Source organism: Salinibacillus kushneri, from assembly GCF_900111405.1.
Taxonomy (GTDB): domain Bacteria; phylum Bacillota; class Bacilli; order Bacillales; family Alkalibacillaceae; genus Salinibacillus; species Salinibacillus kushneri.
This window is the reverse complement of record NZ_FOHJ01000002.1, coordinates 144,097-158,661: the sequence shown is the minus strand read 5'-3', so window position 1 is coordinate 158,661 and position 14,565 is coordinate 144,097. Positions and strand designations below refer to the sequence as shown.

At 37.6% G+C, this 14,565-nt stretch carries 14 protein-coding genes; 5 read left to right on the top strand and 9 right to left on the bottom strand.

The window, feature by feature from the left end:
- Nucleotides 1-22: 22 nt before the first annotated feature.
- The 3 genes from BMX63_RS03220 to BMX63_RS03210 all read right to left on the bottom strand — a co-directional run bounded on the left by BMX63_RS03220 (nt 23) and on the right by BMX63_RS03210 (nt 3,481).
- The gene (locus BMX63_RS03220; RefSeq protein WP_093131923.1) at nt 23-1,159 is read right to left on the bottom strand and encodes a glycosyltransferase family 4 protein; all 1,137 of its coding nucleotides are present in this window, start codon (nt 1,157-1,159) and stop codon (nt 23-25) included.
- A 21-nt stretch (nt 1,160-1,180) separates the two neighbouring features.
- The gene (locus tag BMX63_RS03215; RefSeq protein WP_093131921.1) at nt 1,181-2,329 is read right to left on the bottom strand and encodes an NAD-dependent epimerase/dehydratase family protein; all 1,149 of its coding nucleotides are present in this window, start codon (nt 2,327-2,329) and stop codon (nt 1,181-1,183) included.
- Nucleotides 2,330-2,518: 189 nt separating this feature from the next.
- Nucleotides 2,519-3,481: an alpha/beta hydrolase gene (locus BMX63_RS03210; protein ID WP_093131919.1), complete on the bottom strand. Its 963-nt coding sequence runs from the start codon at nt 3,479-3,481 to the stop codon at nt 2,519-2,521.
- A gap of 254 nt (nt 3,482-3,735) precedes the next feature.
- Here BMX63_RS03210 and BMX63_RS18395 point away from each other — a divergent pair, with 254 nt between their 5' ends.
- The 4 genes from BMX63_RS18395 to BMX63_RS18380 are packed head-to-tail and all read left to right on the top strand — an operon-like array spanning nt 3,736 to nt 5,737.
- Nucleotides 3,736-4,374, top strand: a complete 639-nt coding sequence (locus BMX63_RS18395) for a PAS domain-containing protein (protein ID WP_245732694.1) — start codon at nt 3,736-3,738, stop codon at nt 4,372-4,374.
- A gap of 27 nt (nt 4,375-4,401) precedes the next feature.
- Entirely contained in the window at nt 4,402-5,154 is a 753-nt protein-coding gene (locus BMX63_RS18390; protein ID WP_245732693.1) for a diguanylate cyclase domain-containing protein, read from the top strand.
- Nucleotides 5,109-5,402 carry an EAL domain-containing protein gene (locus tag BMX63_RS18385; protein WP_342731516.1) on the top strand — a complete coding sequence of 98 codons (294 nt, stop codon included), beginning with the start codon at nt 5,109-5,111 and terminating at the stop codon, nt 5,400-5,402. Before BMX63_RS18390 ends, BMX63_RS18385 begins: the two co-directional genes overlap by 46 nt.
- Nucleotides 5,330-5,737 carry an EAL domain-containing protein gene (locus BMX63_RS18380; protein ID WP_245732718.1) on the top strand — a complete coding sequence of 136 codons (408 nt, stop codon included), beginning with the start codon at nt 5,330-5,332 and terminating at the stop codon, nt 5,735-5,737. The genes BMX63_RS18385 and BMX63_RS18380 overlap by 73 nt, the downstream gene beginning before the upstream one ends.
- A gap of 81 nt (nt 5,738-5,818) precedes the next feature.
- On the opposite strand, the gene asnB is transcribed toward BMX63_RS18380, so the two are convergent.
- Both asnB and BMX63_RS03195 read right to left on the bottom strand, forming a co-directional pair.
- Nucleotides 5,819-7,330, bottom strand: a complete 1,512-nt coding sequence (gene asnB, locus BMX63_RS03200) for an asparagine synthase B (protein WP_093131917.1) — start codon at nt 7,328-7,330, stop codon at nt 5,819-5,821.
- A 538-nt stretch (nt 7,331-7,868) separates the two neighbouring features.
- Complete coding sequence (locus BMX63_RS03195; protein ID WP_143060112.1) at nt 7,869-8,246, bottom strand: rhodanese-like domain-containing protein; 378 nt, start codon at nt 8,244-8,246, stop codon at nt 7,869-7,871.
- Nucleotides 8,247-8,417: 171 nt separating this feature from the next.
- Here BMX63_RS03195 and BMX63_RS03190 point away from each other — a divergent pair, with 171 nt between their 5' ends.
- On the top strand, nt 8,418-9,713 hold the full coding sequence (locus BMX63_RS03190) for a glycosyltransferase family 2 protein (RefSeq protein WP_093131913.1): 1,296 nt from the start codon (nt 8,418-8,420) through the stop codon (nt 9,711-9,713).
- Nucleotides 9,714-9,717: 4 nt separating this feature from the next.
- Here the strand turns inward: BMX63_RS03190 and BMX63_RS03185 are convergent, their stop codons facing one another.
- From BMX63_RS03185 to BMX63_RS03170, 4 genes are all read right to left on the bottom strand, one after another.
- Entirely contained in the window at nt 9,718-10,842 is a 1,125-nt protein-coding gene (locus BMX63_RS03185) for a DegT/DnrJ/EryC1/StrS family aminotransferase (protein ID WP_093131911.1), read from the bottom strand.
- Nucleotides 10,843-10,870: 28 nt separating this feature from the next.
- Nucleotides 10,871-12,172 (bottom strand): nucleotide sugar dehydrogenase, encoded by a 1,302-nt coding sequence (locus tag BMX63_RS03180; RefSeq protein WP_093131909.1) that lies wholly within the window; start codon nt 12,170-12,172, stop codon nt 10,871-10,873.
- 117 nt (nt 12,173-12,289) lie between these two features.
- On the bottom strand, nt 12,290-13,291 hold the full coding sequence (locus tag BMX63_RS03175; protein WP_093132480.1) for a glycosyltransferase family 4 protein: 1,002 nt from the start codon (nt 13,289-13,291) through the stop codon (nt 12,290-12,292).
- A gap of 43 nt (nt 13,292-13,334) precedes the next feature.
- The gene (locus tag BMX63_RS03170) at nt 13,335-14,555 is read right to left on the bottom strand and encodes a glycosyltransferase (protein WP_093131907.1); all 1,221 of its coding nucleotides are present in this window, start codon (nt 14,553-14,555) and stop codon (nt 13,335-13,337) included.
- Nucleotides 14,556-14,565 lie beyond the last annotated feature (10 nt).

Below are 14,565 nucleotides of genomic sequence, written 5' to 3'. Positions count from 1 at the left end.
TCCCTCTATTAGATGTTCAAGTTTAAGATTGCTCTTGTTTTAATTCTTCATCTACCCTTGCGACTTCTTTATAATAATCTAAAACTTGCTGTGCTGCACCTTTCCATCCTAGCTCTTTAATTTCTTCATGTGCGGCATCAGCTAAACGTTTACGTAATGTTTCATCTCTAAAACGTAAGACTGTATCTTTAAAGTCCGTTGATTTATCGGGCTCATAAAGTAAACCTGTTTTTTCGTCTTCAATTTGTTCACACGTTGGTCCGCTCTTAGCAGCTACTAAAGGAAGACCAGATGCCATAGCCTCCATAATAACCAGGCCAAGGGTTTCTGTCGTTGAAGGAAATACAAACACATCCGATGAAGCAAAGGCTTTTGCCAGCTCTTCACCATGTAAAAATCCTGTGAAAACGGTATGAGTCCCTTCAAAATGTTTTTCAAGGGCAGAACGGTGTGGACCATCACCCACAACAGCCAGAACAAAATCGTCTGATTCATCCAGTACCGATTTAATCTTTTCAATTTCCTTTTCAGCGGCAAGCCGGCCAACATATAGTAATAATATTTTATCCTTTTGACCATTTGTTAAACGTTCACGCATGTCGTCATCATACCGTTTAGGCTGAAACATCTCGGTATCAACGCCACGCTTCCAGACATGGACATTGTAGAAATCAAGATCAACCAGTTCATCCTGTACGGTTTTAGATGTACAAAGATTTAAATCAGCTTTATTATGAAGTTTTCGGAAATACCACCAAATAAGTCCTTTAAAAGGAGATAATTTATAATAATCCAGATACTGAGCTACATTCGTATGATAGGAAGCAATCATGGGATAACCAAGCTGCTTAGCGTAACGTACACCTGAAAAACCAACTAACGCTGGATTGACCACGTGTACAACATCAGGCTCATAATCTGCCAGAATTTTTTTCACCTTACGTGTTGGCAGTGAAAACTTCTTCGACCGATAAAAAGGAAGGGTCCGAGCTGGAATCCCTTCAACTTTTGCCCCTTCAAATTCATACACGCCAAGGTCAGGTGCAATAATTCGTACATCATGCCCTTCTTGCAAAAAGTAACGGATACAGGCGGTTAGTCTTGTTACAATTCCATCTGTAGAAGGGAGAAATGTTTCCGTTACAATGGCAATTTTCATGGAATACACTTCCTTATTGCATTATTTCCAGGAAACTTGAGGAAGCACATTTTCTTTAATCACGCGGTCTTTGTGATCAACAACAGCTTTCAAGATGTTCCGAACAACCTCTTCTGTTAGTAAATGTGGTTCCAGCCCAAGATCCTTAAGCTTCGTGTTTTCAGCATGGAAGAAATGGTCTTCTAATTCCACACGAGGGTTTTCAAGGTGAGCAATATCTGTGTCAAAGCCTTCCTCTTTCGCTACCTTTTGTACTAGTTTGGCAAGATCTAGTACAGAAAATTCCTCTGTAAACTGGTTAAATACACGGAATTCGCCTTTATCAGCCGGATTATTTGCTGCAATTTCAATACAACGAACTGTATCTTTTATGTTTAAGAATCCACGGGTTTGACCACCTTGCCCGTAAACGGTTAAGTCATGACCAATTGTGGACTGGATAATAAAACGATTCAAGGCTGTACCAAATACACCATCATAGTCCAGACGGTTCGTTAGCACTGGATCCATTTTGGTTTCTTCTGTTTCAAGCCCGTAAACAATTCCCTGATTCAAGTCAGTTGCACGAATGCCCCAGATTTTGCAGGCAAACATAATATTGTGGCTATCATGAACCTTAGACAGATGATAGAAGGAACCCGGTTGTTTAGGATATGGTAAAACATCCTTACGGCCCTTATGTTCAATTTCAAGGAAGCCTTCCTCAATTGGAATATTTGGTGTCCCATATTCACCCATAGTACCTAATTTAATAAGATGACAATCCGGTACAATTTCGCGAATACCATATAATACATTTAATGTACCTACGACATTGTTTGTCTGCGTAAATACGGCATGCTCACGGTCAATCATGGAATAAGGTGCAGAGCGTTGTTCAGCAAAATGCACGAACGCGTCCGGCTTTTCCTGCTTGAGTACTTCTCTTAGGAAATCATAGTGGTTAAGGTCTCCATTATATGTACGGATTTCTTTTCCAGTTAACTCCTTCCACTTCTCTACTCGTTCTTCTAAGGAAGCGATTGGTGTAATGGAATTTGAATGAAGTTCATCGTCCATTTTTCTTCTAATAGTGTTGTCAATGATGGATACATCATGACCTTGTTTGGATAAGTAAAGGGCTGTTGGCCATCCGCAGAAGCCATCCCCACCTGCAACAATAATGTTCACAATTATTCCCCTCCATTTTGGTTATAACTATATTTTATGGATAGATGTTGTACGTCTTTTTGTAAAGATTGACATACTAGGTGCAAAACACACACTGGTAATTAAAAACTATCATGATATGACTAATTTGACAAATGAAGATCCAGTATTTAGATAAATTTTAACATATTTCTAGTTCGTAAAATAGAATTAAGGGTTCATATGCTTATTTAAAAATTCATTTAATTTCGCTACATATTCTTCTTTATGAATAACAAATGCTTCTCCATGGCTTGAACCATTAAATGTTATCAGTTCCGCTTCACTACTGGTATTTTCATATAGCTCTTTGGACATTTCAGTAGGGACAAACGCATCGTCATTTCCATGAACATAAAGAATAGGTACATCCGCTTTTTTTACTTGTTTGAGTGCGGATGCCTCTTTCAAGGAATAATCGGCCCTTATTTTTGTTACAAGGCTTGTACTTGGTAAAACCGGAAAAGCCGGTACGTTAAACATACGTTTCATCTGATAATCAAATAAATCATAGACGCTCGTATAAGGACTATCCGCAACAATTGCCTTTACATTGTCCGGAAGCTCCTCACCACTTGCCATTAATACCGTAGCAGCTCCCATTGATACCCCATGTAAAACGATTTCAGTTTCAGGGCCTAACTCATCTACAACTCTATTTACCCAATCGACATAGTCCAGTCGATCGTGCCAGCCAAAACCGATATAATCTCCTTCACTCTTCCCATGACCACGCATATCTACTGTAAACATATTATACCCTAACTCTTCATAGTAATACTGACCAAACAGCCCCATTTGACTGCCGTTTCCTAAATAACCATGGGCAAACACGACTGTTTTATTCGTAGGCTCTTCTGCTTCAAGAAAATAGCCTTGCAGGGTTAACCCATCAAAGGATTCCATTTTCCATGTATCAAAATCCTGATTTGCCACCCAGTTACGCCAGTCCCCTTCAAGCATAACTTCCATCGCTTCCCCTGACACTTCTAAATCATCATTTCCATTTAAAAAGTCCTTAGGAAAATCGCGATCAATAGCAAGATTATAGAAGTAAATACTACCGATAATATCTATTAATAATAGGATGATCAATAAGCCAATGCCTATTTTTATCCAAGGCTTCTTTTTCACGTTTTTTCTCCTTTCCCCTCACCTTCTTCCTATATATTATACATGATTCAGCTCTACTATAGGTCTACTCTTAGCTAGTATTTACTGGTAATTAATTAATACACGCCGGCATAAAATAAGCATATAGACTTACGTATTTTCCCTATACTTTCAAAATAAAAGGACTTTTTATTCATACAGAAAAATGGTTTAATAAAAACAAGAATCGTTTTAAGTGTTCTACTAATCTATTACATAGTTGCAGGTGACTTCAATTGAGTAAATACAGTATTAAACAAATTCCATTTTACGTCTGGCTAATCAGTGGTCTTATTTTTATATTGGCGATTGGGATTGAGCATTTATCTTCAAATATAAATACTGGGCTATTCTGGTTACTGAACTTAATTTCTGTATCCTTATTTTCCTATCACTTAGGTTTATTTGGCGGTGTTCTCTCACTCTTAATCATTTTATCCATACGAATTAGTGTTGATTTTCAAACCTTTTCATCGCTTTCATCACAAGAGCTATTAAGAATTTTGTTTATTAATTTTATCGGATTTGTTACGTCCATTTCTATTGGTTACCTGGCAGGAAAAATGAAGCTAAATGAAAAAAATATTCGTGAAATCTTCAATAATAATGATATTACCTTATGGACAAGGAACGTCAAAACAGGCCACGTAACTGTTTCTGAAGGAAATGCTAAAATATACGGTGTATCAAGGAAGGAATTTGAACAAAATCCCCAGATTTGGTTTCAATCCATTCATCCTGAAGATCAGGATATATTAAAAGGGGCCATTGAAAAGCAGAAAAGGGGAAAGAAAACGAAAGTCGTATACCGAATTATTCGTCCTGATCGACAAATTCGCTGGATAGAAGACCGCGGGACTCCCGTTTACAATTAATATGGAGAAGTTACAAGAGTAGACGGAGTGGTTTTTGACGTTACAAGCGAAAAAGAAACTGAAGAAAGAATGAACAAGATGGCTTATAACGACTCCCTGACTGGTCTGCCTAACCGCAATTGGTTTCAAAGCTACCTTGAAGCAACACTCATTTCAGCTCAGAAAACCAATACATCAATCGGTATCATGTTTATCGATTTCGATAACTTCAAACGAGTCAATGATACACTTGGACATCGAGTAGGAGATGGTTTATTAATTCAAATGGCAGAGCGCCTGCAAACCTGTATTCGACAAGGTGATATTGTTTCAAGACAGGGTGGGGATGAATTTTTAGTTCTTATTGAAGATTCAAGTGAGGATGAGATAGAAGAAATTGCTGAGAGAATCATAAAAAATATGAACCATCCTTATATGGTGAAAGGAAATGAAATATTTTCAACACCCAGTATAGGCATTAGTATGTATCCCATTATAGAGGATAATGCGGAATCGTTAATTGAAAAAGCTGACTTTGCGATGTACCTGTCAAAGGAAAGCGGAAAAAATAATTATCAGTTTTATAATGACGAGTTAAACCAGAAAATGAAACGAAAAATCATGCTCGAAACCCGTCTTCACAAGGCGATTGACAATGGGGAACTGGCCATTCATTTACAGCCGCAAATCAATTTATCGATAAGCTGTCTTGCCGGCGCAGAGGCATTATTACGCTGGGAATGTGATTTAGACGCATTTCACCTAAAGAATTTATTCCAATTGCAGAGGAAACAGGATTAATTATTCCAATTGGGGAATGGGTTTTACGTGAGGCATGCAAGCATTCTAAGAAATTCCGCGATCATAACTTAATGCCCTTTCCTATATCCGTTAATATTTCAACAAAACAGCTGATGAATCCAAATTTTATAAGTCGTTTAAAACAAATGATTTCCGAAGAGCAAATGAATCCGCCCTGCTTACCCTGGAAATTACCGAATCAGCATTATTATTCTATGAGGAGGCCAAGGAAAATATTGAAGAGCTAAGGAACTTAGGGATTGGTATTTCCATCGATGATTTTGGTGTTGGTTACTCTTCTTTAAGCATGATTAAGGATATCAGGATGGATGAGTTAAAAATTGATCAGACCTTTTTAAATGATGCCTTAGAAAACCGCCGTGTCTATTCGTTGCTGAAAACGATTATTAAAATTGGAAAAATCCTGAATGCAAAAGTGGTTGTCGAAGGGGTGGAAACAGCCGGTCAGCTGGAAATTTTAATTAAAAAAGGCGTATATGGACAAGGCTTCTTTTACAGCCATGCTTTACCTGCTGAAGAATTTGAAGAGTGGTATTTAAAATACTATACAAAAACCACTTAGGGAAGGAACATCCCCATATAACCAATGGTGTTCCCTCCCTAAGTTCCTATTAAATTGCTCCAGCAGATTTTATATAGTCTATTAAGCTGTTGCCCAGCGTCCCATTATATCAATGGCTGATTTTTCAGGGAAAATTTCTTTATAAATCTTAAAGTATAAGCATTCTTGTTTACTTCTAAGTTCAACAGGTGCTTCCTGATTAAGGTCATGGAATTCTTTATCTGACATTACTTGATTGGCATGCTCTTCTAAAATATCTAAAGCACCGCTTCCCGCAGAAAACTCTTCTTTTTTGCGCCAGAGTATGGAATGAGGCAGTAATCCACTAAACGCTTTTCGTAAAATCCATTTTTCCATATGCTCATCAGTATGAAGCTTCGATTCTGCCGGTATGGCTAAGGCATTTTTAATGAGTCCTAAATCCAGGAACGGTACCCGAAGCTCTAAAGAATGAGCCATACTCATACGATCGGCACGCTGTAAATTAATATTGTGAAGGGAACGAATAATACGGATAATTTCGTTATTAAGACCCTTATCATCCTGATAATTTTTCAAATACTCATAGCCAGCAAATAATTCATCGGCTCCTTCACCAGACAAAATAACCTTCACGTGCTCTGATGCGAGTTTCGACACAAAATAGTTGGGCAAGGCACTGCGAACGAGAGATGGTTCAAAGGACTCAAGGTGATAAATCACTTTAGGTAAGACATCAAGTAATTCCTCTTTTGAGTACACATACTCATAATGATCCGTTCCAATTGCCTCTGCTACTTCGCGGGCACGTTTCAGATCCTCACTGTCCTCAGAGCCGACACAAAAGGATTTTACCGGCTGTTCCCCTTTATTCAGTTTCGTAGCAAGTGCGGAGATTAAACTGCTGTCTAAGCCTCCACTTAGAAGTACCCCTACTTCTACGTCTGCCAATAGACGCTTTTGAACGGCATTAGTCAGTTGATTTTTAATTTTCTCAGTGATTTCATTTTGAGCTTGAGCAGAAAACATATCCGTTTGTTTTGGTTCTTCAATCTCCCGATAACAAACAAATCCAGTTTCCGGTGTATAATAATGTCCTGCTGGAAATTCATGAACCTCATTCGTTACAAGGTACAACGTTTTTAATTCTGATGAAAACACATAATGTCCTTTAGTATCCTTTCCATAATAAAGGGGCTTAATCCCAAGTGTGTCCCGGGCAGCCAAAAAGGTGTTTTGCTCTTCATCAGCAATGAAAAAAGCAAACATCCCATCAAGCTGTTGAACCCCTTTTGTTCCTTCCACTTCATACATCTTAAGTACAACTTCACTGTCTGACTCTGTTAAAAAGTGTACCTGATCCTTTAGCTCTTCCTTTAGTTGAAGATAATTATAAATCTCTCCATTACAAACAATCCATTTTGATTGTTTCTTATTTTTAATTGGTTGAATGCCATCCTCCAATCCTATAATAGAAAGACGCTGATGACCTAAATGAAAATGCTCAAGTCTAACATCACTCCCCTCATCCGGCCCTCGATGCTGCATACTGTTTAACACATCTTTCATTAACGTATCATTCAAATTCCCTGTCATTGCAAAAATTCCACACATGTTTTCAATACTCCTTAGAAGTTATTTAGTATGTATTTTAGTTTTTGATTCTTTATTCACTTTAGGGAAAAGACATCAATCAGGCAACGTTCATTTCAAAACAAAATCACCTGAATTTTTCGATAAGTGGTCATTAATTGGTTTAGTCTGGCATTTTTGTAGGTTTCAGGACAAAAGAAGGTCTATCGCTGCATTTTTTAGGAAGGTTTTTGATTTGAATTCTGTCAATTGGGGATTTTATTCGGTCAGTTTGAATGAGGATTCGGTTAAAGAGCCGGTGAATTCCGTTTGGCTATTTGGACCGTTTGGACTTTCGGTCAGCCTAACGCAGAATTCGACCGGCTGCTGGTTTAATTCTATCACTTTTATTATTTTTTCAGTCTGAGCAGTATAATCCTGTCAATGAACACAATAATTCAGTCAAAGACCATCATTATTCTGTCACATAAGAACCTATTTCAGTCAGGATCCAAAAATTTAGCTTGCAGCTCAGCTTTAATTTGGAAAAAGAAAGGACAAGTGCACGATAGAATTGTCCTTAGTTCAACCATGATTCATTATTCATCAAAACATATCCGATAACTTGAATTCCTCTTCCCTTCAATATACGTGCGCTTAAATTTTTTTCGATCCTATCCTCTGCAACAATAATAACGTCCTTTTCAGGTATCTCATGATAATGGCGTTTCAAATAGGATAAGGGCATACAGAATGCCTGATTAATCGAATTTCGGGAAGACGACTGAAAATCACGCGTATCCACTATAGCAACGTCTTCTTTTGTAAGCGATTGAAGATCTATTTCTCTAACCCCTTGTACGGGGATATGTCTGCGATAGAAAAACCATGATAGGATAATGATTATAATGGCAATAGTCATGCTTCTCTCCTCGTAGTAGTAATCTGCACGAAACATCGTATACCCCTGTTGGTATAATGTCAAACAACAAGTATTACTAGCAAAAACAAAAAAGCAAAACCTACTACTCCTGTAAGGCAGGCTAATGGCGATATCGTCTCTCATTTCATACTTCACCTGTGCATAAAATAGGATGTATAAAGGATTTCGAAGGGAATGAGGAATACAATGAAGGATATAACAGCCATTTTGATCCAATATTCTAATCAGGGAATTTTAAACAAAGCCATAACCTCTCTTAACAAAATCCAAACAAGATTAGCTTCAATCATTGTCTTCCATGCTGCCACAATGCCAGATAATACTGTGAATATAAACCAATCCCATGTAACAGACAAAATAGACTTTATCGGAATCCAAGATGATGATTTGGGGGAACGTCTTAATGAAACCATTGAGCAAGTGAATACACCTTATATTTTACTTCTCCAGAATACTGATTATCTTTCTCCCACAATCGATACAGCCACTTTAAACCTTTCTGATCAAAAAGAAGTGTTAGGTACCCCCGTCTATAATCGTAATAGGACCATCCACCAGCCAATACTTATTTCTACCTCTTTCCTTAAACAATATAAATTTCTCCCTGCAAACCATTTACCCTTTAAGGAGGCCCTTTTTCCTGCCTGGCTTGCAACAATTGCTTCACCCAGAAAGTTAATTAAACAAAACCTCATCAGACATGCAAGAAAAAGACGTACTGCCACGACAAGGGAAAAGGGAAAAATTATGCAAAAATACGGAGAAAGAACATCAGCAGCTCACACCCCCTCACTATCAGTCATCATATCTAATTACAATATGGAAAAGTATGTGGAAGCTTCCTTTGTTTCATGCCTTTTACAAAGGGAAGCATTTAATCAGATTGTGGTGATTGATGATGGTTCTACCGATAATTCCTATAATAAACTCCTCAAATGGCAATCTGTTAAAAATGTTGAGATATTTCAAAAGGAAAACGGGGGAAAGGCCCGGGCTTTAAACCACGTATTATCCTCTATTACATCTGATTTTGTATTAGAGCTTGACGCAGATGATTGGCTTGACCCTGATGCTGTTTATGTTATTAAGAAGTACCTATCTAAAATGCCCGATGAAGCATCCGTTCTATATGGTAACCTTAGAAAATGGAAGCAGGTAAAAGGAGATGTACTGTTTAAAGAGATTGCTAAAGGCGTTCCGGTTCGTAGCAAAAAGGATTTATTATCCTACCGATTCCCTCTAGGGCCCAGGATATACCGCAGCTCCATCTTAAAGGATGCAGGAGGATTTCCCGTTCTTGACTTTGAAGATGGAAGACTGTATGAAGACGTGAGCGTATTAAATCAGTTACTATCAATATCACCCATAACGTATCAAAATTTTACCGTGTATAATGTTCGGGAACATAAGGAAAGTATTACAAATCAATTTCATCCAAGATGGAACGATTTTCTGAAACATTTAACCAGAGAACAAGGATAAATTCTTATCCGTTGTTCTCTAAAAAGTCAAGTACAATATCAATCACATAGTCCTGTTTTTCTTTGGACAATGTCGGATAAATGGGAAGAGCTACTATTCGCTTAGCTACCCGTTCTGCAACCGGAAAATCCCCTTCCTTATAGCCCAGGTCACGGAAAGCTTCCTGAAGGTGTAGCGGCACCGGATAATAAATGGCAGAAGCTATGTCATGATTTTTTAATTCTGATATAAGCTCCTCCCTGCCGTCTAATTCAATACAATATTGGTGAAAAGTATGCTCCCGACTTTTGACCATTGGAGGGATTGTTATTTTATCCTGGAAATTTTCTGTATACCGATCAGCTATCTCCTTCCGCTTTGTTAAAAAGGTATCTAAATAGCTCACCTTTACTAGTAAGATGGCTGCTTGTAATTCATCCAGTCTACTGTTCATACCAACTTCGTAATGATAATATTTTTGTTCACTGCCATGATTGCGAATACGTTTGATCCTTTCATAAAGATCTTTTTGATGTGTTACAACAAGACCTGCATCCCCAAATGCACCCAGATTTTTGGTAGGGAAAAATGAAAAGCAGCCTACATCTCCAATCGTTCCTGCTTTTTTTCCATTATACTCCGCCCCGATAGCCTGACAGGCGTCTTCTATTACTTGTAAATCATATTTATGGGCAATATCCATAATTTCATGCATATTCGCAACCTGACCATACAAGTGGACGACAACGATTGCTTTTGTCTTATTCGTAATGGCCTCTTCTATTTTAGCGGGATGAATGTTGTAAGTGGATGGTTCAATATCAGCGAAAACAGGTGTGGCTCCCTCCTGAGCAATAACTTCTGCCGTCGCAAAAAATGTAAAAGGGGTGGTTATAACTTCATCCCCAGGTCCAATATCTAACGCCTTTAGAGCTAATTGTAATGAATCTGTTCCACTGGCTGTCCCCAAACTATAAGTGACATTAAGATAGTTTGCTGTTCGTCTTTCAAACTCTCTCACTTTATCTCCAAGTATATATTGACCACTATCTAATACCTCTATAACCTTATCTATTACGGATGTTCTGATTAATTTCCATTCCTCCTGTAAATCAAGCAAAGGAACCCTATCAAATTTATACTCCGGCATAAAAAACCTCCCTTTCACTTCTCAATCCCTACCTTCCAATCCCTTCATACTGGATACCTAAGTTTGTAATCTCCTCTTTCGACCATTTATTTCTTCCATCAAATACAAGCTGACAATTTGTAAAGCCTTCCAAATCCAAATCCTCATACTCCTTATGAAAAGCCTGGAGAATAATCACATCTATTTCCGAGGTAAACTTATTTTGTAATCCTAAGGGTAGTGCCTCATATTGGATAATTTCACTATTGGTAAAATGAGGATCATTAATAAAAACATTTGCCTGTTTTTCTCTAAGATGATCAATTAATAATAACGTTGTAGACTTAGTCGGTTCTTTTACATTTCCCCTGTATGATAACCCTAGGATCAGGACATTTTTATTTTCCAGACTACCTAAACGATCTTCAATTTTACGAATAGCATAGGTAGCCATGCTGTCATTAATGTTTCTTGATAAAGTCGTCAGTCCCTTATTCAATCCTCTATTTATGAAAAAATAGGGATAGATAGGAATACAATGTCCTCCCACACCTATACCAGGTGCATGTATATTGGAATAAGGCTGACTATTACTTGCTGAGATAACTTCAGACATAGGAACACCTTTTTCCTCAGCAAACTTGGCAAGTTCATTGGCTAATGCAATGTTTACATCACGATATACGCATTCTGCCACTTTTGAGAATTCTGCTGCTTCTATAGAACTGACCTCAATTAATTCACAATGAAGAGCTTTCTTATAAAAACTTGAGGCGATTTCCAGACTTTTCTCATTCAAGCCTCCCACAACTTTTGGATAGTTCGACAAGTCTTCTATTATTCGATTTGAATAGACTCTTTCAGGGCTGTAGGCAAGGTGAAAGTCTTCACCCATTTTAAGTCCTGATTTATGCTCAATATGCTTACCAAATCGATTTTTCGTATCTCCAGGCGGTAAAGTGGTTTCAAATATAACAAGTGAATCTTTTTGTATTCCTTCTGCAATATCGCCAACAGCATCATCAATATATTGGTAGTCTATTTCATTATTTTCATCAACTAAGACAGGAACAATGACAATGATAATGTTAGCCTTAGAAACTGCTTCTTTATTTGAATCGGTAGCCATGAGCTTATGGTTCTCATAGGCATCTTTTACTAACTCACTTAACCCAGGTTCATTACTTATGTGAGACTTGCCCTTATTGACCAGACTTACTACGTCAGGATTTTTGTCTGCACCATAAACCTTGTATCCTTTATGGGCAAAGACTGCCGCTAACGTAAGTCCAATTTTGCCAAGACCGATAACGGCAACTTCCGGCAAAGACTGGCTTTTTTTTATCATCATCTATCAACTCCTACGACTTTTCTAAAAATCTATTATTATGGTATGTGATTATAAATAGCACGTTTGGACTGATTCCTTTCATCCTGGATAAAGATTATAAAAATCTATATCCAGGAACTATAACTGTTTATAGATATGAATATACTGATCCGCTACAACTGGTGCATGATGATAGGCTTCTACATAGCTTCTTCCCTGTTTTCCGATATCACTCCAAGTTTGAGGATTATCAAGCAATTTTTTTAATACATCAGTTACGTTCGTTGGTTTGGCATTCACAATAGGTAATTCAGGGGGATACTTGGATAAGAGATCATCTCTTATAAAACAAATGACCGGTTTTCCAAAAGCCATCGCCTCCGTACTAATAAAACCACTTGCTCCGATTCTTAGCTGATCAATTACAATATCCGCTTTAGACAGAAGACCTCTAGTTTGCTCATACGTTTTATTTTCAATTAATTGAAACCGAAATTTATATCCTATTCGTTTCAATTCCCGTACTGCTTGTAAGATAAAGTTCGTTCCTTTTAAATCACGATTAGTCGGAGCATGGATGATGAGAGGAATTGGTCTTCCAGTTGGGTATTTAGGTGTAAATCTGGTGACATCAATGGTATGAGGAATAATGTGGGTGTTCTTATAGGTGTTTACTATATACTCGTGTAATTCGGGATCCTGTACAATCGCATGATCAATATAACGGGATAAAAGCTCCACGTTATGGTTGATTTTTTCTTCCGTCCATTCTGGTTTTACACGTACATACGGATTATTTTTTTGGGCTATAGACTGCAAACGGATATCTGATCCATGATGATGGACAACCATTTTCTTTCCTGCCTTTTTCAATATCTCTAAATCTCTTTTATCAGGATAAAACGTTTCGCCAAAATGAAAATGAAAAATATCATAGTGTTGAATAGCTTCCTGTAAGAATCGATCTAAAACTGCTTTTGCTTCCTGACTGTTTTTTCGATTTAGATTTAAACACAGATCCGGCTTAAACTTAAACTTGTTATCATAGAAGTGACAGGATGTTGCTTCGATACCTTTCATTCGTAACGCTTTACATAATTCAATCATGGGTGATCCATAAGGAATGTGGAGAACTTTCAAAACTACCCGCTCCTTCTTATATGGTTTCTTAGCATTTTCCATTTTATATAACTGAACATAAATGGTTATAGATACCAAGCAGCCGCTTCTCCATATGTTCCCAGCTATAAGCTGACTCCATTTGTTTCCTGGCGTTTATCCCCATTTTCTTTAGATCATCCCTTCTGGAATAAAGCCAGAGAATGGCTTCAGCATAATCATGAGCACTTGCTTGAGGTTTATCGACCATATATCCACATTTATACCTTTCAATAAATTGTTTCATATCATCACATTGGTTTATGAGAACAGGCACACCATTATTTAAATAACTAAAAAATTTATTCGGCATGGCAAACCGATGATTCAACGAACGGGATGAATCTAAATCAATCCAGCCCAAATCAACATCCTCCATAGCAAAAGGAATTTCATCATATTTCAGCCACCCGGTAAACAGTACTTTATCCTTTAAGTGAAGGGGGATAAACGGTGTTTGTTCCTCCCTTTTCCATCCACCAATAATTTTCACCTTAAGATTGATCTGCTCATTCGCTGCTTCTACTAGTTTAAATAACTTCTTAGCATTTCCCCTTTTCTTTCCCAGGACTCCTTCAAATGCGAGGACGAAATCACCTGTTTTCTTCAGATTATTTAGTTTTTTGTGAGCTAATGGAGGAGAATTATAAATTATTTCTATTGGAAGTGAAGGATTAATGGTTTGATACCATTTTTGAATGGATTCTGATACAGTTATGACATGATCAATCTCTTTGAACATCATCTTAAGCAGCTGTTCCTTCAAAAGTTTTTTGCTTTTTGATTCTTTACTTAGCGGATCGGGCTCTAGTTCGTGACTATCATATATCAATTTGCAATGGTTTCCTTTTGCTGCTAATGTCCGCTTAATTTCCACTCCTGAATAAACGGAAAAAAACTCATGAGCATGATAAATATCAGCCTCCTGCTCGATTCCAAGTTGAATTAAAGCATCAGTCCAACCATTAGGAACAGTTGCTGCGAGAGTTTGATGAAGACGTTTCAGATGCTTCTCATAATCTATTTGTTCGTACGTAATGATATTAACTCCCTCATATTCAAAAGTTTGTGATTGAAAAATGTCTTCAAAAGGACGACCATCAATAGCAAAAAGATTGCCATTTCTTCGAGGAACAATCATTGTAACGTCATACCCGTGTCTCACCAGACTCTTAGCCTCTTTTTTAAAGATCCGTGCATCCAAAAAAGGATGCTCAGTGACTAAAAAGCACACCTTTTGCCCCATCTTTTACTTC